The 18,315-nt window shown below is 34.5% G+C and carries 14 protein-coding genes and 1 pseudogene; 5 read left to right on the forward strand and 10 right to left on the reverse strand.

Annotation, left to right across the window (positions count from 1 at the left end):
• Window positions 1-11: 11 nt before the first annotated feature.
• Both J7E44_RS21260 and J7E44_RS21265 read left to right on the forward strand, forming a co-directional pair.
• Window positions 12-668 carry a GDSL-type esterase/lipase family protein gene (locus J7E44_RS21260; protein WP_214833414.1) on the forward strand — a complete coding sequence of 219 codons (657 nt, stop codon included), beginning with the start codon at window positions 12-14 and terminating at the stop codon, window positions 666-668.
• A gap of 8 nt (window positions 669-676) precedes the next feature.
• Window positions 677-1,645, forward strand: coding sequence for a tetratricopeptide repeat protein (locus tag J7E44_RS21265; RefSeq protein ID WP_214833417.1), 969 nt, complete (start codon window positions 677-679; stop codon window positions 1,643-1,645).
• A 151-nt stretch (window positions 1,646-1,796) separates the two neighbouring features.
• Here J7E44_RS21265 and J7E44_RS21270 read toward each other — a convergent pair whose 3' ends face one another.
• From J7E44_RS21270 to J7E44_RS21280, 3 genes are read right to left on the reverse strand one after another with little or no spacing between them, the layout of a single operon-like run.
• The gene (locus J7E44_RS21270) at window positions 1,797-3,149 is read right to left on the reverse strand and encodes a DEAD/DEAH box helicase (RefSeq protein ID WP_214833420.1); all 1,353 of its coding nucleotides are present in this window, start codon (window positions 3,147-3,149) and stop codon (window positions 1,797-1,799) included.
• A gap of 17 nt (window positions 3,150-3,166) precedes the next feature.
• Window positions 3,167-3,676, reverse strand: coding sequence for a hypothetical protein (locus J7E44_RS21275; RefSeq protein WP_214833422.1), 510 nt, complete (start codon window positions 3,674-3,676; stop codon window positions 3,167-3,169).
• Between the two features lie 51 nt (window positions 3,677-3,727).
• Window positions 3,728-5,374: an ABC1 kinase family protein gene (locus tag J7E44_RS21280; protein ID WP_214833425.1), complete on the reverse strand. Its 1,647-nt coding sequence runs from the start codon at window positions 5,372-5,374 to the stop codon at window positions 3,728-3,730.
• A 161-nt stretch (window positions 5,375-5,535) separates the two neighbouring features.
• Between J7E44_RS21280 and J7E44_RS21285 the strand changes: the two genes are divergently transcribed.
• Window positions 5,536-5,697, forward strand: a complete 162-nt coding sequence (locus J7E44_RS21285; RefSeq protein WP_214833428.1) for a hypothetical protein — start codon at window positions 5,536-5,538, stop codon at window positions 5,695-5,697.
• 67 nt (window positions 5,698-5,764) lie between these two features.
• Here J7E44_RS21285 and J7E44_RS21290 read toward each other — a convergent pair whose 3' ends face one another.
• From J7E44_RS21290 to J7E44_RS21300, 3 genes and pseudogenes are all read right to left on the reverse strand, one after another.
• Complete coding sequence (locus J7E44_RS21290; RefSeq protein ID WP_214833431.1) at window positions 5,765-7,273, reverse strand: carbon-nitrogen hydrolase family protein; 1,509 nt, start codon at window positions 7,271-7,273, stop codon at window positions 5,765-5,767.
• A gap of 79 nt (window positions 7,274-7,352) precedes the next feature.
• Window positions 7,353-10,321, reverse strand: a pseudogene (locus J7E44_RS21295) (glycoside hydrolase domain-containing protein).
• A gap of 238 nt (window positions 10,322-10,559) precedes the next feature.
• Window positions 10,560-11,483 carry a pepsin/retropepsin-like aspartic protease family protein gene (locus tag J7E44_RS21300; protein WP_214833433.1) on the reverse strand — a complete coding sequence of 308 codons (924 nt, stop codon included), beginning with the start codon at window positions 11,481-11,483 and terminating at the stop codon, window positions 10,560-10,562.
• Between the two features lie 197 nt (window positions 11,484-11,680).
• Here J7E44_RS21300 and J7E44_RS21305 point away from each other — a divergent pair, with 197 nt between their 5' ends.
• Complete coding sequence (locus J7E44_RS21305) at window positions 11,681-12,028, forward strand: hypothetical protein (RefSeq protein WP_214833436.1); 348 nt, start codon at window positions 11,681-11,683, stop codon at window positions 12,026-12,028.
• A gap of 55 nt (window positions 12,029-12,083) precedes the next feature.
• A complete protein-coding gene (locus tag J7E44_RS21310) occupies window positions 12,084-12,428 on the forward strand; it encodes a hypothetical protein (protein WP_214833439.1) in 345 nt (114 codons plus the stop codon).
• Window positions 12,429-12,636: 208 nt separating this feature from the next.
• Here the strand turns inward: J7E44_RS21310 and guaA are convergent, their stop codons facing one another.
• From guaA to J7E44_RS21330, 4 genes are all read right to left on the reverse strand, one after another.
• Window positions 12,637-14,166, reverse strand: coding sequence for a glutamine-hydrolyzing GMP synthase (guaA, locus tag J7E44_RS21315; protein ID WP_214833442.1), 1,530 nt, complete (start codon window positions 14,164-14,166; stop codon window positions 12,637-12,639).
• Between the two features lie 145 nt (window positions 14,167-14,311).
• The gene (gene purD / locus J7E44_RS21320) at window positions 14,312-15,550 is read right to left on the reverse strand and encodes a phosphoribosylamine--glycine ligase (RefSeq protein ID WP_214833445.1); all 1,239 of its coding nucleotides are present in this window, start codon (window positions 15,548-15,550) and stop codon (window positions 14,312-14,314) included.
• 93 nt (window positions 15,551-15,643) lie between these two features.
• Window positions 15,644-17,161, reverse strand: coding sequence for a bifunctional phosphoribosylaminoimidazolecarboxamide formyltransferase/IMP cyclohydrolase (gene purH / locus J7E44_RS21325; protein WP_214833447.1), 1,518 nt, complete (start codon window positions 17,159-17,161; stop codon window positions 15,644-15,646).
• 123 nt (window positions 17,162-17,284) lie between these two features.
• Window positions 17,285-18,313 carry a proline-specific peptidase family protein gene (locus J7E44_RS21330; protein ID WP_214833450.1) on the reverse strand — a complete coding sequence of 343 codons (1,029 nt, stop codon included), beginning with the start codon at window positions 18,311-18,313 and terminating at the stop codon, window positions 17,285-17,287.
• Window positions 18,314-18,315: the final 2 nt, after the last annotated feature.

Raw genomic sequence — 18,315 nt, forward strand, 5'->3', positions numbered from 1 at the left:
TTATTAAAAAAATGAAGAAGATTCTATCAGCATTCTTATTGCTGTCATTTGCCCTTTTCTTTTCGCAGAAAGAAAAGTCAGTGTTCTGGCAGGACATACAAAATTTCAAAAAATTAGATCAGGAAACTCCACCTCCCAAAGATGCTATTCTTCTAATTGGAAGTTCATCTTTTACCAGATGGACAGATATTGCCAGTTATTTTCCTGATAAAACACTCATCAACCGTGGATTTGGTGGCTCAAGATTAACAGATCTCAATGATTTTGCCACTGACCTTCTGGATCCTTATCAACCAAAACAAATCATCATTTACTGTGGTGATAATGATTTTGCAGACAATCATCAACTCAAAGCAAAAGTAGTTGTTGAGCGATATAAAACTTTTTATAAGAAAGTTCGTGAAAGGTTTCCGGATATAGAAATTGATTATATTTCAATAAAATTTTCACCAAGCAGAAAGATCCTCTGGCCGCAAATGAAAGAAACCAATAAAAAGATTGCTGCATTCATGAAAAAAGAAAAAAACGCCGAATATATTGATATCACAAAAGCAATGGAAGATGCAAACGGAAATGTCAGAAGAGATCTCTTCCTGGAAGATATGCTTCATTTGACCCCCGAAGGAAACAAAATCTGGGCAGATGTGATTAGACCTTATATGAAATAATTAAAAAAATGATAAAAAAACAAATAACCATTTTAATTCTTATTTTTAGTTTTTCAGTAATTTTTGGACAAAAAGATAAAAGTTTTGATAAACAAAAACTTATTCAAGAGCTTTCTGATAATGCATGTAAATGTACTGACTCAATTAGTTTGTTTAATCGCAGTAAAAAAGACATTTTAAAAGATGTACATGATTGTATTGATAAACATGCCGGAGCATTACAAATAGGATTGCTATTAGGAAGCGTAGAAACTTTAGAAAAAAAAGCACCAGAAGTAAATGGTAAAAAACAAATAAATTTAAACTTTGATACAAGTAAAAACTCTCAACAATATACAGAAAGCTATAATGAACTTGAACGTTATCTGATGCAAAATTGTGAAAGTGTAAAAATGGCAACCGCTGTATCAGAAACCAAAACTGAAGGACTTTCAAAAGATCCAATCGCCTTGGAATTCTACTCTAAAGCATTAGAGGCTTCAAAAAAAGAAGATTGGAAAGAAGCTATTAGAAATAATGAAGAAGCTGTAAAAAAAGATCCAAAATTCATTTATGCCTGGGATAATTTAGGTATAAATTACAGACGAATTAACGAATATGATAAAGCTCTTGAAGCCTATAAAAAATCTCTTGAAATAGACCCTAAAGGAAAAATGCCTTTACAAAATATTCCTCTGGTTTATATATACAAGAAAGATTTTCAAAAAGCAATTGATGCTTATTTAGCCTTAGACAAATTATACCCTGGAGACCCTGAAGTCTATTACGGAATTGGTCAGGTGTATTTTTCAGGTATTAAAGATGATGAAAAAGCATTAGATTATATCTGTAAAGCTTATAGGATTTATAGCAATCAAAAATCTCCCTATCGAACAGATGCTGAAGCTGTAATGCAATCTATTTACAAAAACATGAAAGAAAATAACAAAACTGAAAAATTTAAAGAAATCTTGAAAAAAAATAATATGCAGTTTTGATTAAAGAAGTTTTCAAATTGCCAACTTTTAATTTATTAATTTTCACTTAGTAATGTTTCATGTAATAACGATGATAAAGAAGAACCTCTTACGTTAGTGGAACGAGAAACCATACAAATAAAAGAGGCTCCCAAATTGGGAGCCTCTTTTATTATTTCTTTTTTTTCGATTTTGAGATCGCTTTCTGTTGGGCTCTGTTGGCTCCAAATTTCTTTGGTGCTTTTCTTTTAGAAGGTCCACCCCAGTTTTCTTTTTTGTTTTTATCTTTTTTCTCGTGAAATGCTCCACCACCTTCATGTAATTTTACCTGTGCTGGATTTTTCATTACAATCTGTTCCTCTTCAGAAGCAATCTTTTTAGGATTTATTTTTACCTCTTCAGGGAAATCAATAAATTTCAATTCCTTATCCATCAAGAGCTCAATATCTAATACTAAAGATTCTTCTTTCTTAGTAACGAACGTTATTGCTTTACCATCCTTATCTGCTCTACCTGTTCTACCAATTCTGTGAATATACTGTTCCTGTACTTCAGGTGTTTCGAAATTGATAACGTGGGTAATATTCGAAATATCTAATCCTCTCGCCATTACATCGGTGGTGATCAGTCCTCTAATCTCTTCATTCTCGAAACGTTTCATCGCTTTCAATCTGTAATTCTGAGATTTGTTGGAGTGGATTACATCAAACTGTTCAGGGAAAAGCTCACTAATTTTAGCAAACAATAAATCGGCATTCTTTTTATTGTTATTGAAGATCAACACTTTGGACATATCTGCATTACTTTTCAGTAAATGTTCCAGTAAATTGATCTTGGTATTAAAGTTTTCAACTTTATAACCCGTCTGTTCTATTTTTTCAAGTGGAGTTCCTGATTTTGCCAATGAAATTTCAATTGGATGTGCGAAATATTGATCCAACATTTCATCTACAGCCTCCGTCATGGTAGCAGAGAATAGAATATTTTGTCTCTTCGCCTTCATCATTTCGAAAATATGTGTTAACTGAGGTCTGAAACCTAAGTTAAGCATTTCATCAAATTCATCAATAATAAGCTTTTGAACCTCTCTAAGAGATATAGCATTATCAATCGCCAGATCCATTACTCTACCAGGTGTACCTATTAAAATGTCACATCCGTTATTGAATAAAAGTTTCTGTGTATTGATATTCTTGCCACCATAAATCCCTATAACTCTTGCAGTAATGTTTTCCGTTAACTTTTCAACAATTTCCGTTACCTGAACTACCAATTCTCTTGTAGGAACCAACACCAAAACTGTTGGATTTCCTGTTTTATTATATTTCCAAGTCTTAAGGACTGGTAAAAGATAAGCTAATGTTTTTCCGGTTCCGGTTTGAGCAATTCCCATAACATCTCTTCCTGAAAGTATTGGGCTCAAGCTCTTTTCCTGAATAGGTGTAGGTTCGAATAATTCTAAATCTGCTAAAACATCAAGAATTTTAACCGGAAGGTCAAAATCTGCAAAAGTGAGTTTTTCCATTTTGCAAAGATAGGTATTTAATTAATTTTTACACTTTCACTTATTATTTTAATATCGTCATCCTTCCATTCGCTGGAAGTAATGATCACATTTCCTTTCTTTTTAGGATCTTTTTTAATGGGAAATTTATCTTCTTCCCATTGTGAACAATGTGTAGAAATAGGCTTTACTAAAGGCTTCCAATCTGTTTTCCCATAGGTATATACATAAAAAGGATGCCAACAACTTGTGCACCAATCCGGGTAAGCCCCAAGATCATCTTTTCCATCATCATTTAAGTCACCAAGATTATATAAAGTGACTCCATTAGCTGGTGAGATCGTGAAAGGTTTTATCTTTTTATCACTAAAAAAGATCGTTGTTTCACATTTTCCATCACATTCTTCACTGCAGTCGTTTACTTTTACGAAGGCATATTCTTTTGTCCCATTTCCATCATAGTCATCCTGCATTCCTTTTTCTTCTGCTTTTTGAGCCCATAAAAGAGAACTCCAAAAAGTAAAAGCGGTTAAGATCATTAGTTTCATCTGGTTATTTTTTGTTGTTTTAAGCTTAAATAAATTTCAAAAACCATTAGATTATTTTCTGGTTATTCTAAGCAAAATTATTAAAACTAATATAACAGAAAAAATAAAACCTAATATCGCTATCAGTGACATTTCCCCAATCCGGGGTGGAGCTTCAGAAACAAAAACGATCGCTGTTGCAATCATATTAGCTCCTAAGATCAGTGCTAAAATCATATTAACCGCACTTGATTTAATAATCTGGTTAGTCTTATCAATATTTTTTATTTCACTGGAAATGGTAAATTTATTTTCATCCAATTTTTGTAAAACAGAACGGAGCTCTTTGGGAATTTCGTCAACATTATCTGTGAAATTCATCATTTTATCCATCCCCACTTTTAGAATATTCTTTGGACTGATTTTTTTTGAGAATATTTTCTTTGTATAGGGATGAAGGCTTTTTACAATATCCAGATCAGGATTAATAGTTCGCCCCACTCCTTCTATCAAGCTTATTCCTTTAAACAAGAGATAAAAATAATCCGGCATATGCAGTCGGTTATCTTTAAGAATATCTTTCATCTTATTGATCATTATCTGAACATTGATCTCCTGCAGGGATGAGCTGTGAACAAAATTGAGAATATCATTTACATCATTTTCAAATCTTCTTTCATCAGGAATTTCATAGCTTATCGCCATTTTTTTTAGATATCGAACAATTTTATGAGAATTTTTAGCCACAAAACTTACAATAAGATCTTCAAGAATCTCTTTATCATTAGGTTGAATTTGACCAACAGCTCCAAAATCTATAAAAACAACCTTACCGTCTTTTTTTACTAAAATATTTCCGGCATGTGGGTCAGCATGAAAAAAGCCATAGTCTAAAATCTGTGCAACAAACAACCTTAGCCCTACTTCAGAAATTTTTACAGGATCAATATTATGGGCTAAGAGTTCAGCTTTATCCGTCACCTTGATTCCATCAATGAATTCCATACAAAGTACATTATTGTTGGAGAATTCTTCATAAACTTTCGGAACGTAGGTTTCTTTATTATTTTTAAAATTCCTGCCAAACTGTAGGATATTATCCTTCTCATTGATCAGCGAAACTTCTTCCAGTAAGGATTTTTCAAAAGTGGAAATAGCTTGTTTTAAGTTAAGTTTCTCTCCTATTTCTGAATATGAAGAAACAATTTTTTCCAGGTCTTTTATTAAAAGCAAATCATCTTCAATAACGGTCTGTACGTCAGCTTTTTTAATTTTCAGGATCACTTCAGAACCATTTAACAACGTAGCTTTGTACACTTGAGCAATAGAAGCTGTGGCCAAAGGTTGAACCTGAACTTCCTGAAAGTGATCTTTAACTAAAATATTAAATTCATTTTCAAGGATTTCATTCACATTCATGTCTACAGTATCTACCTTATCCTGTAATCTCTGTAATTCCTGAATCAGTTCCGGTGGAAGTAAATCTTCTCTATTGCTGAATGTCTGACCTAATTTAACAAACGTGGGTCCCAATTCTTCCAAAACCAATCTGATCCGTTCGTAAACCGTTCCTTTTGATATGATTTCATCAGAATTTCCAGCATCTTCCTCTTGCTTATTCCCATTCATTCTTGCCAGCATATCCTTAAAACCGTATTTACTCAATACAGAAATCAGTCGGGCAGATCTTTTCAGTTTTCGTTGTTGTTTATCAAACATATTGTATGGATAGTGAACGCAAATTACTCCAAAAACTATTCCTATGTAGAATTTAAAATAACGATCTAAGAAAAACTTTTCACCTTTCTTGTTATTTGCTAGTTTTTTTTATCTTTATGGAGTACAAATCAAATTAATACTAACCCATAAAAGATTACAAAATGAAAAATTTACCAAGTAAAAAATTATCCAGAGAAGAATTAAGAAATGTTTCAGGAGGTGGAATCATTGTTGGTTGTTCAAACCAGTGCTGCCCTACCGATGGAAGACCAAGATGTCCAAGATTGATCTGCCCTGCTGTGGTTTGCCCGCAGTTAGTATAAGATATAAATAGGAAAAAAACCATTTTATAAAAAAACAGAATGCTAGGCATTCTGTTTTTCTTTTTTATTATTTAAGATAAGTCTCATAGAGATCGTTTCGTCTGTCTTTAAGAATCTGAACGGAACCGTTATAGTGGAGATCTTTTAATAAATTCAGATCCACATCAACAATTAAGGTCATTTCCGTATTAGGCGTTGCTTCTCCTTTTACGGCATTGGATGGAAAGGCAAAATCCGAAGGTGTAAATACGGCAGCCTGCCCAAACTGAATATCCATATTATTTACTCCCGGTAAATTTCCCACACACCCTGCAATAGCTACATAACATTCATTTTCTATTGCTCTCGCAGCCGCACAGTGGCGGACTCTCATATAGGCATTTTGAGTATCTGTCAGATAAGGCACAAACAGGATTTTCATTCCCTGATCAGCCAGAATTCGCGGAAGCTCCGGAAACTCTACATCATAACAGATGACAAGACCTATTTTTCCACAATCGGTATCAAATACTCTGATCTCATTTCCGCCTTTCATTCCATAGTACTTCCTTTCGTTAGGCGTGATATGTATTTTACGGTATTCATCGATACGTCCATCACGGTGCATCAGATAACTTACATTATAGAGATCATTATGATCATGATCAAAAACCGGCATACTTCCCGAAATAATATTGACATTATAACTGATCGCTAGTTCTGAAATTTTTTGCTTGATCTGATCGGTCAGTTTGGCTAATTCGATCATACTATCTCTCTCAGATAGCTTATTGAATGGCGCCAATAAAGGGGTATTGAAAAGTTCTGGAAAAAGAACAAAATCAGATTTGTAATCTCCCATCACATTTACAAAAAATTCTACCTGTTCGTAGAAGGCATCTATATTTTTAAAATGCCTCATTTGCCATTGTACAAGACCCAATCGGATGATACTGTCCTGCATCGTATTAGGACTTTTGCTGTAATAGATATTATTCCATTGCAGCAAAACTGCATTTTCTTTTGAAGATTCATCTTCAGGAAGATACTTCTTCAATACTTTAATAGGTAAGAAATTATTGGAAAGCTGAAATGACAAAACAGGATCATAGATCTCTTTATCCCTTACCATTCTTATATAATCTCTTGTTGAAAGCTTATCACTGTATCTATGATAGTTGGGTATTCTTCCACCCAATACAATAGATTTCAGATTCAGTTGTTCACATAATTCTTTTCTGGCATCATACAGTCTTCTCCCTAATCGTAATTCACGGTATTCAGGATCTACAAAAACTTCTATTCCATAAAGTACATTTCCAGTAGATGAATGGGTATTAAAAGTATAATTTCCTGTGATATCACTGTAAGTATGATCATCTCCAAATTCATCATAATTAACGATAATAGAAAGTGCAACTGCTGCGAGTTTGCCATCTACAGTGATACAGATCTGGCCCTTTGGAAATATTTTGGTTAATTTTTCTATGCTCTTTTTGGACCATACATATTCCGACATTTGAGGATAAGCCCGTCTCATGGTTTCCACCAATCCATCATAATCCTGAACATTTAAGGTCCTTGTATCTACTTGCATTTTTATAAATTTTACTAAATTTAGGTAAAATAAATCAATTCCTAAACCGGATTACCTCTATTCCTACAGTTGATTTATCCTATTGAATAATTAATAAACATCCTTTATTCTTAGCAATACTGATTTCTTCATCTAAGTCAAAAGCTTTTGCTTCCTGGAAATCTTTGATTGAAGGGGTACCCATTTTTAAGTTTTTGGGATCAAGCCCCAGTTTTTTCCAGTCGATCTTCAATTTACCCGGGTATCCTCTGGAGCCCAACTGGCTAAAGAGATCATGACTTTCTTATCCTGTTGGTAAACTGTTGCCAGTACTGCAGGATTGTTTGTTTTAACCGGGTTATCATTGACCCAATAGCCAATCATTCTCGAGCCTTTGATTCCAAAATCATCCCAGGCTTTCCAAAGATGGGTTGGATTACTCTTCTCTGACCATCCCAGACGACTTGTCATACCATACAACATTCCTCGCCAAGGGTTTCCATCATCCTGTAACATTTCTCCCATTAATCCATAAGGAATACCACTTACTTCCGTCAGTAAAAATTCCGGACTGTTGCTGTTATAATCAAAGTATTCACCAAACCATAAACGATTGATGTAGGGAAAATGTTCCAGATAGAGGTTTGCACTATTATTAAAACCATCTTTTTCATTGTATTGGTTTGCAGAATGCAGGTCTATTATACCTGGATGTCCTTCCTGCGTCATTACTCTTTTTATCCTTTTCATTGTTACTCTATCAAAAGCCACATCATCAAGGTAGATCCCATCAATTCCCAAATTATTGATCAGCCAGTTCATTCCCTCTACATAGTAATTGTGCCAACGATTCATTCCACTATTGATAATCGCAGCATCTTTAAATTCCGGTACATACCAGGCTGCTATATAATTGTCGTGCAAATGCTCCTGCAACCACGAATAGCCACCACCTTTTCCAGTAGAAAAAACTTCCTGGCCCAGACTTTTCACTGGATACAGCTCATACATTCTGTTAGATACCTCACGAATGGTATTATAGATCTTTACCTTCAGTCCTTTTTCATGGGCTTTGGTAATATAATCTTTCATTTCTTTAGTTGCCACAAAAGGATAATTAATGTAAGGATTGATCTCATTACCATGATGTATATTGATCACATTAGCACCACTTGCCTTTACTGTGTCAACAGGCTTATAGGCATGGTAGAAACGGTTATTCCACTGTTCTTCAGTATTGATCGGATGAAATGGTGTAATAAGCAAATGAAAATTATAGTACAGTTCATCTCCTTTTTTCATACTGCGGGCACCACTAAAGTTATTAACTAAAATCTCACCTCTCTCTTCCCTGATGTTTACTCCGCCTTTATTGTCATTACCCCATGAAGAAGGAAGAATCAAAGGCTTTTGCAGGTAAAAATTGGTATTAAGTGGTCTTGAATAATTTTGATCACGTAGAGAAAATTGTATCCCAGCGTTTACATTTCCTATCCATGCTCCATCCTGGTTTTTCTTGGCCACGTCCCATTTCCAATCTAAACTTTCTGGTCTGTATCCTCCTTTTTGGCCTAAGCCCATCATATAGGTGGCCTTATCTTTTGCAAAAGGAATCTCCATGGCAATATCCTGAAGCTGTATATCGTTCAATGCCGTGATCTTCACGCTATAGTCCATAAATCCGTCAAATTCAATGGAACCTTCAACCTGCATTTTCAAATTTTCTGAGGTGTTTATGCTTGTCCAGGAAATCTTTCCTTCTTCTTTTCCGGTAAACTGAATTCCAGACGTCTTCCACTTTTCTGAATTTGCTTTCGGACCTGTCACTACAAAATGTATAGGTTCATTCAATATGGAATTGGCATTTTTACCGATCGAAGTCATCTCAGGAGTGAAAAAGGTTTGAATCTGTTTTGGAAATCCAGATGCATCCAGTATTACTTTTCTTCCCAACAATGAAATTTCCTGCCCTTTGAGTTGTAAAGGTGTATATGGTTTTATTACTGTATTTGCCTGTGCCAATGTTGAATTAAGCCATGGCAAACGGGTCATCTTCCAGGGCTCATCAAAGCCTTTGTTAACAGGATTTCCTCCTACGCTCAAAATAAATTTTACAATCTGAGCTTCTGCATTTTCGGGTTGGATCGTTACCGTTCCTTTGTAGGTTCCCGGAGAAGTATTTTCTGGAATATCAAAACCGCACCAAAAGGCTTGTAAATTATCTTGTTTAACATTTACAGTTAGCTCAAGTTTCTCTCCCTTATAGTCTATACCATCTGTATTGATACAATTGAAATATTTGGATTCTATTGTCGCTCCAAAAAGGTTTTTCAGTGAAGATGCTGTAATCTTCACATTTTTAAGGTCTGTTTTTACTGGTAAAACACCGATTTGAAAAGCGTAAAACTCTCCTCTTTCTGCCTGACCCTGAAAAACTGACACGTTTTTTTTATCGTCTATCCAATGTCGAGGAATTCTATTCGTCTTAATTGGTCTATCTCTAACCTCTGGAAAAACAAGATAAATTTTATTCTCGTGCTTCTTCTTGTACTGATCGATCTCTTTTTGGGTAGCGATCATTTCCATTGGTTCATTGCTGTTGAAGTCGTCTACTGATTCAATTCTTAATACGCTCGCTAATGAAGCCCCGACGTCTTTAGACACAGATTTATCTGTTCTTTTCAAGTAAGTTGCCGTAGGGTAATTGGTTCGTTTATCCAATTGGTAAGGAAGAAAATAAACATAATAGATTCCCTTTCCTGACACTGGTGTAAAAATGAATGATCCTTCCTCCTCATTGATATTCAGATAAGCGTCTGGCTCATACTGTTTTTGAGTAAGACTATCAATAATGATCAGCTTCTGATCCGGTTTTATATTGATATTCCTCCATGGAACAGTGGCTTTAGCTTGTTTCGTCGATGCATCCCAACGCAAAACTGCACGCTGATCTCCCAATTCGTCCGCATTCCATTTCTGAACTTGGGGAGGATAAATATGTTGCGCTATAATTAGATTAGGAACAAGGCTTCCCATCAGGATAAGTGGAAAAAGTTTTTTTAAAAGCATAGTAAATATGAATAGAAGATAAAAATGGTTCTTACCAGTCAAATTTAATATAAATCAATTAATTCTGATACAAGGGAAATAGTATTTTTTTAATGAACAGAATTATAATACATAACGCCTAGCTAAAAAACAAAGATTGCTATATTTTAAAAGATCATTGCTAAAGGCTGCTTGGCTATATGATAACTTCTATTGCCCTAATTAACCACTCCAAATTTGTTATTTTTAAAGTCTAAGACTACAATATCATTAACAAAAAAGCATTTCCAGTTAAACCATTTATTTGCTCAGTTTTATTAAATTCCTGAAGTCTTTTATTTTCATTATACCAGGCATAATTGCTCTCTAACTTCTTTTTCCCCAAATAAACTTTTTCTTTAATGGGGCATCCGTAGAATTTAACTTTTTCTCCCCAGGAGTTGGCGAGAATAGTATCTGTTTTCGCTGATTTATCAACTAATGAATTCCACAAGTCTTTGCTGATGTTGATAGGAAATAAGCTTGCTCCTGTATCAAACAAAAACCAGTATGTTTTTTTATCAATAGTCAATGGAATATGAAGTCTTCCATTTTTAGATCTAACATCGACAAAGGTTGTGATGTTTTTCCAGTGGTTATCCAACGAATCCAGAAGGCACATTTTTTTATTCGGATAATCTATAATCAATACTTTATTATAAAAAATATGAGCACCCAAACTCCCTATGTGTTTAGGGTTTTTAGTAAATAATGAGTCCCGGGGAATTTTATCCCCATAATTATCTTTATATATTAATTTATCCCTGGATAATCTCCCAAAATGATAGACAAGTCCTTTCGTAGCATATCCTATTTTTCCTCCATCATCAGTAGATTTAGAATCTTGTAAAATGAAATTTTTCATTTCATTTTCCTTGTAATAACTGCTTATGGTATTTCCATAAATAAGTGTTGCATCACTTCCTAAATCAAACTGCACTGTGAAGTTGGCATTCAAATCATTTACCTTAACGGGAACAAGCATCGCTACTTTATCAAATGTCTTTCCTGATATTTTTGCAGAATACCACGAAAACGGAAACCATGAATAATTGTCTGTGTGAGTAATGCCTTTATTAGAGGTCGAACACCCTGATAATATTGAGGTAAGTAAAATAATGATAAAAAGTCGTTGTATTTTCATTTCTAGAATGCTTAATTGAGGTATTAGATTTATAATTCTAAATGTATAATAATTTTGTAGATATATTTATTTTCAGGAAAAAATACTCGTCTCCTTCATTTACACTGTGGAAATAGATTTAAATTTGCAATATAATATTAGGAGCAAGTGAGATGTTCGTTCCAGCAAAGGAAAGGATGTTCTACAAATAGATAATAATGAATAAGAAGATATTTTTTTCGATAGCTATTGCTATATTATTAGCCATCTATTGTTATACAGCAAATTCAATGGAGAAAAGAGACAGAAAGAATTATGATGATTTTAATAAAAGTAATCTGAACGGTTCTATCACTGGCTTAGAAGAATTTGCTCGAGGAATTAAATTGCACTTAGAGAGTAAAATTGTTGTTTTTTATCCCCAAACCAGTCAATTAAATGATAATAATATTTTTATTTTTACTGCAAAAGTTGGAGATAAGGTTATAAAAAAACAATTCCAAGATACTTTAATATTACAGAAAAAGAATGGTTTGGTTTTTAAATACACCTTTTTTAAATTTTAATCATAAAAACCAATTCTGCCTTTGTTAGAATATTTTATAAAAAAGCAAGTAAAAAATGAATTTCAAAAAATATCTGCCTTTCATTATTGCCTTGATAGCAGTTATAATACATTATTGCTATGGTGGAAAAGAAGCAAAAAATAATTACATCAATTTTAATAAAAGCAATTTAAACGATAAACTCTTAGGCACTGACTATTATGCAAGGGGAGTGAAAATTATTTTTAAATATAATCAATATGTTTTTTATCCCCGTACTTCAGATTTAAATGATAACAGTATTTTCAATGCAACTACAGAAATAGGTGACAGTATTTATAAAAAACCATTTCAAAAAATCTTAACTCTAAAAAAGAAGAATGGAAAGGAATATAAATATTCTTTTCGGGAGTTTAAATAACAATATAAAGTTTAAAAAACAAAACCTCCCCTAAGGGAGGTCAAAAACACAAATGATGAAAAAAAAATTATTATATTTATTAATATAAGTCACTTAATTCTTATACAAAGATAAGTCCTAAAAATCTAATAACTCATGAGCATAATCATAAAAAGCAAAATCCTACTAAAAAAGTAGGATTCTGTATTTTATCTATTTTAAAGCAGGATTACTCCCACTCAATTGTTGCAGGTGGTTTGCTTGAAATATCATAAGCTACTCTGTTAATTCCTCTTACTTCATTGATGATTCTACTGGAAACAGTATCCAAAAACTCGTAAGGAAGTCTGCTCCACGTTGCCGTCATAAAATCTATGGTATTTGCAGAACGAACTACAGCCGTGTACTCGTATGTTCTTTCGTCACCCATTACTCCAACTGATTTCACAGGAAGTAATACGACGAAAGCCTGAGAAACTTTCTCGTAAAGGTCATTTTTATATAATTCTTCAATAAAAATATCGTCAGCTTCCTGAAGGATTTTCACTTTTTCAGCATCTACAGCTCCTAAGATTCTAATTCCTAAACCAGGACCCGGGAAAGGGTGTCTGTGTACCAGATGGTGAGGAATACCTAGTTCTTCTCCTACCTTTCTTACTTCGTCTTTGAAAAGCTCTCTTAGAGGCTCCAGCAATTCAAAATCCATTTCTTCCGGAAGCCCGCCCACATTGTGGTGAGATTTAATTACGGCAGAAGGTCCGTTTACGGACTGACTTTCGATTACGTCGGGATAAATCGTTCCCTGTGCCAAGAACTTAGCGCCTTCAATTTTATGGGATTCTTCATCAAAAACATGAATAAACTCGTTTCCGATGATCTTTCTTTTTTGTTCAGGATCATCTACACCAGCTAACTTTGATAAGAATCTTTCGGAAGCATCAACCAACTTAATGTTCATGTTGAAATGCTCTCCATAATTCTCCATTACTTTCACATCTTCATTCTTTCTCAAAAGACCGGTATCAACAAAGATACAAGTCAATTGATCTCCAATTGCCTTGTGAATTAAAACAGCTGCTACAGAAGAGTCTACTCCTCCGGAAAGTCCAAGGATCACTTTATTGTCTCCTACTCTTTCTTTGATCTCTGCAACGGTCTTTTCAATATAGTTGGTCAGCTTCCAGTTTTTCTCTGCATTACAGATCGAGAACACAAAGTTCTCAAGTATTTTTCCTCCTTCTTCCGTATGAGAAACTTCAGGGTGGAACTGTACACAGTAAATTTTTCTTTCAGGATTAGAAATAGAAGCAATAACACCAGATTTTGCATTTAATTCAAAACCAGTTGGTAAATCTCCGACTTCGTCAAAATGACTCATCCAAACGATAGAATTTTGAGTTACTCCTTTCAATAAAGCGTTTTCTTTAATAATATCTAAATGAGCTTTTCCATACTCTCCTTTTTCCCCTTTGTTTACTTTTCCACCTAAAAGATGTGCCGTAAGCTGCATTCCGTAACAGATTCCCAATACAGGAATTCCTTGCTCATATAATTCTTTTTCAACAAGATGAGCATTTTCTGCATTCACAGAACTTGGACCACCGGAAAGGATAATTCCTCTTGGCTGTTTGTCTAAAATATCTTGTAATGGTGTATTGTAAGGTAAGATTTCAGAATATACACCCATCTCCCGGATTCTTCTTCCGATAAGCTGGTTATACTGTGATCCGAAATCTAATATGATAATACCGTTATTCATTTTTATAATTGATTTTTTTAAAGATATCAGATATCAGATTTTTGGGCCTGAAGCCTGGAATCTAGTATCTGAAATCTTATTTCTAATATTAACTGTTTTACAAAAAAAGACTTGGAAACGTTCCAAATCTTTTTTTATGATTTTATTAAAACTTTCCGATGTCTTCTCTGTAGAAACTATAATCGAAGTGAACCGGAATTGCATCTTCGTATACTTTCTTGCGAGCTTCGTCATAAGTAGCTCCTGTAGCAACCAGGTTAAGTACTCTACCACCATTAGAAACCACTTTATCTCCTTTTCTAATAGCTCCGGCATGCAATAACTGGCTGTGTTGTACTTTATCCTCTCCTTTGATCTCGAAGCCTGTTTCAATGTTTCTTGGATATCCTCCTGAACACATCACCAGACATACTGCTTTTTCGTCCTTAAACTTAAGCTCGATATCTTTACCGTTCATACAGTCATTGATAACATCCAGCAGATTGTTTTCCATAAGAGCCATCAATACCTGAGTTTCAGGATCTCCGAATCTCATATTATATTCAAGAAGGTATGTTCCGTTTTTAGTTACCATTAATCCAAAGAAAATGATCCCTTTAAAACTAAATCCTTCTTCTTTAAGACCATGAACAGTTGGTTCTAAAATATTTTTCTCAAAATCCGCCTGATGTTCTGCAGTAAATTCCGGGCTTGGTGCCACTGAACCCATACCACCTGTATTAGGACCCGTATCGCCGTTTCCAGCTTTTTTATAATCTTTAGCAGCTATACAAGGGAACAATTTTTCTCCGTTTGAGAATGCAATGATAGATGCTTCAAAACCTTGTAAAAATTCTTCGATAACTAAACGGATACCAGCATCTCCATAGATTCTGCGAATCATGAAATCGTGAATAGTGGCTTCAGCTTCTTCTAAAGTATCACAGATCACAACACCTTTTCCTCCTGCTAAACCACTCGCTTTGATCACTAAAGGATATTCCTGAGTTTTTACATATTCTTTAGCTTCGTTATATGAATCAAATACTACAGCTTTAGCTGTTTTAATATCATAGGTCTGCATAAATTTCTTAGAGAAAGCTTTACTTCCTTCCAGACTTGCTACTTTTTGATTCGGACCAAAAACTTTAAGATCATGTTTCTTAAATTCATCCTTCAAACCTGCTACAAGAGGAGCTTCAGGACCTACGATCGTTAAATCTACTTTTTCCTTAATAGCGAAATCTCTAAGTTCTTTAATTTCTGATAAATGAACATTTTTTCCCATAACATCCGTAGATGCATTTCCATTAGCAAAAAACATTTTAGTCACTCTGGAGTCTTTATGAAGTTTTGCCGCTAATGCAGACTCTCTTCCACCTTCACCTATGATTAAGATTCTCATACTTTTATTTAATTATCTAGTCTATATTATACAAATATATAATTTTGAATGCTATAAATACCATCTCAAAACTACTTTTTAATTCTATTTTAATTAGTGTAAAAAATGTCTAACTCCAGTAAACATCATCGGAATTCCGTGTTCGTTTGCGGCTTCGATACTGTCCTGATCTTTTACACTACCTCCTGGCTGAATGATTGCTTTTATACCTTGCTCAGCGCAGAAATCTACTACATCACGGAAAGGGAAAAATGCATCTGAAGCCAGTACTAAATTTCCGGAGAATTTCTCCTTAGCTCTTTCGATTGCCTGTTGAGTAGCCCAGATTCTGTTAACCTGTCCACCACCTATTCCAAAGGCCTGAATTCCATTGGAAACAACAATCGCATTTGATTTTACATATTTTACTACTCTCTGAGAGAAAAGCAATGCTTTTTTCTGCTCTTCTGTAGGCTGTACATCGGTAACTACTTTGATATCTTCAGAAAAATAAGTATCATTGTCCTGAACTAATATACCACCATCAATTTTCACCCATGTCTGCTTGTCAGAAACAGGATTAACGATTTTTATAATTCTTAAATTTTTCTTTTTTCTTAAAACCTCTAAAGCTTCCTCATCAAAATCAGGAGCCATTACAATTTCAAGGAAGGTTTTATTTAATTCTTCAGCTGTTGCCGCGTCGATCTTATAATTCATTGCAACAATTCCGCCAAAGATGGAAATTGGATCACATTCAAAAGTTTTCTGATATGTTTCCAATGCTGAAGTTCCTATAGCAACGCCACAAGGTGTTGAATGTTTCACAGCACAACAAGCCATTTCTTCTTTGAACTCATTCACTACTTTCCAGCAAAGATCCATATCGCGAAGGTTGTTGAAAGAAAGTTCTTTTCCACCAAGCTGTTCGAAATCTTTCATTGCTCCATTTTCAAAAGTAGAAACATAGTAAGCGGCTGTCTGATGAGGGTTTTCACCGTATCTTAAGTCAGCTGCTTTTTTGTAAGAAGCACTTAAATAAGCAGGATATTCCTCCTCTAAAAGCATTCTTGAAATTGCAGCATCATAAGCGGAAGTAAGGTTAAATACTTTACCAGCTAGTTTTTTACGGGTCTCGATGTAAGTATCGCCGTTCTGCTCCATTTCAATTTTTACTGCTGTATAATCTTCAACATCAGTAATTACAGTAACAGAGTCAAAATTCTTGGCTGCTGAACGAAGCATGGAAGGACCTCCGATGTCGATAAATTCTACCTTCTCGTGTAAAGAAATGTCTTTATTTACATTTTCAAAGAAAGGGTAAAGATTTACGATCACCATATCAATCAAACCAATTCCGTGTTCCTGAACCGTCTTCATGTGTTCTTCATTGGAACGAACAGCTAATAGTCCGCCATGAACTTTTGGATGTAAGGTTTTTACTCTACCATCCAGCATCTCAGGGAAGTTGGTTACCTCATCGATCTGAATCGGATTTAAACCTGCTTCTTTCAAATGCTTGAATGTTCCGCCAGTAGAAATCAATTCGTAGTTCTGGGCTTCCAAAAACTGAGCGAATTCTATTAATCCGTTCTTGTCAGAAACACTGATTAAAACTCTCTTTTTACTCATTTTACTTTCAATTTTTTACTTTTCACAGCCATTTCAAACTGTATTCCCGGTCTTTCACCTCCGGATTTACTTTTATTTTACTTAGATTTTTTATACACAAATTCTGAAATAAGAGGATAATTCTTAAAATTTTCGGGAATCGACATCATTTATAAAATTAATAACTCCATTCATGAAAACCTTTTGATCGTCCCACATGGCAAGATGACTTCCGTTTGGGCAGTAAAGGTATCTTCCTTTTTTCACCAGTTTACTTTGTTCCTCCATCGCTTTTGGATCCATCGTGTCATATTTTGCACCAATCATTAATGTAGGAATATTGATTTCAGGCAATCGGCCTTTAATATCCCAATCACCCAAACGTCCACTAATTCCAAATTCACTCGGCCCCTGCATCAATGTGTAAACATTTTCATTAGAATGCTTTAATGCTCGATTTACTCCATCCGGCCATTCTTTTAAACGACAGATATGCTGATTATAAAAGTTGGGAATAAGCAACTCCATATAACGTGGATTAGCAAAATCTTTTTTTGCCTCGATTGCTCTTATTTCTTTTAAAACTTCCGGCTTCATCTGCTTTGCTAAAACTTCATCTGCATATTTACCATATTCCGGTGCGCTTGCCACCATATTGGCAACCATTAATCCTTTTAAATTTTTCTGATATTTCAGGGCATATTCCATCGCTAAAATTCCACCCCAGGAATTACCTAAAACATAAAAATTAGATTTATCTGCACCAATCGCTTTTCGCACCTGCTCAACTTCATCTACAAAACGATCTGTTGTCCAAAGTCTATCATCTACCGGCTGATCACTGTAATAAGATCCCAACTGATCATATTCATAAAACTCAAAACCTTCTTTCTGGAAGAAAGTTTCAAAGCATTCCATATATTCGTGGGTCATCCCCGGACCTCCATGCAGAAGCAAAACTTTGATCTTTGGATTATTCCCGAAACGTTTTGTCCATACCCTAAAATTTCCAACGGGTGTTGTGATTGGAATCATCTTCACTCCCCCTGACTGAATCGAATCCCCATAACTAAAATAGTTTTTGGTGGTTATTTCCTGATCTTTCGTTGCAACCTTATTACACGAAAAAATGATAAAAATTGTCAAAAAAGAAATAACGATTCTGGTTGTCATTT

The sequence above is a fragment of the Chryseobacterium sp. ISL-6 genome (genome assembly GCF_018613715.1).
GTDB classification, from domain to species: domain Bacteria; phylum Bacteroidota; class Bacteroidia; order Flavobacteriales; family Weeksellaceae; genus Chryseobacterium; species Chryseobacterium paludis.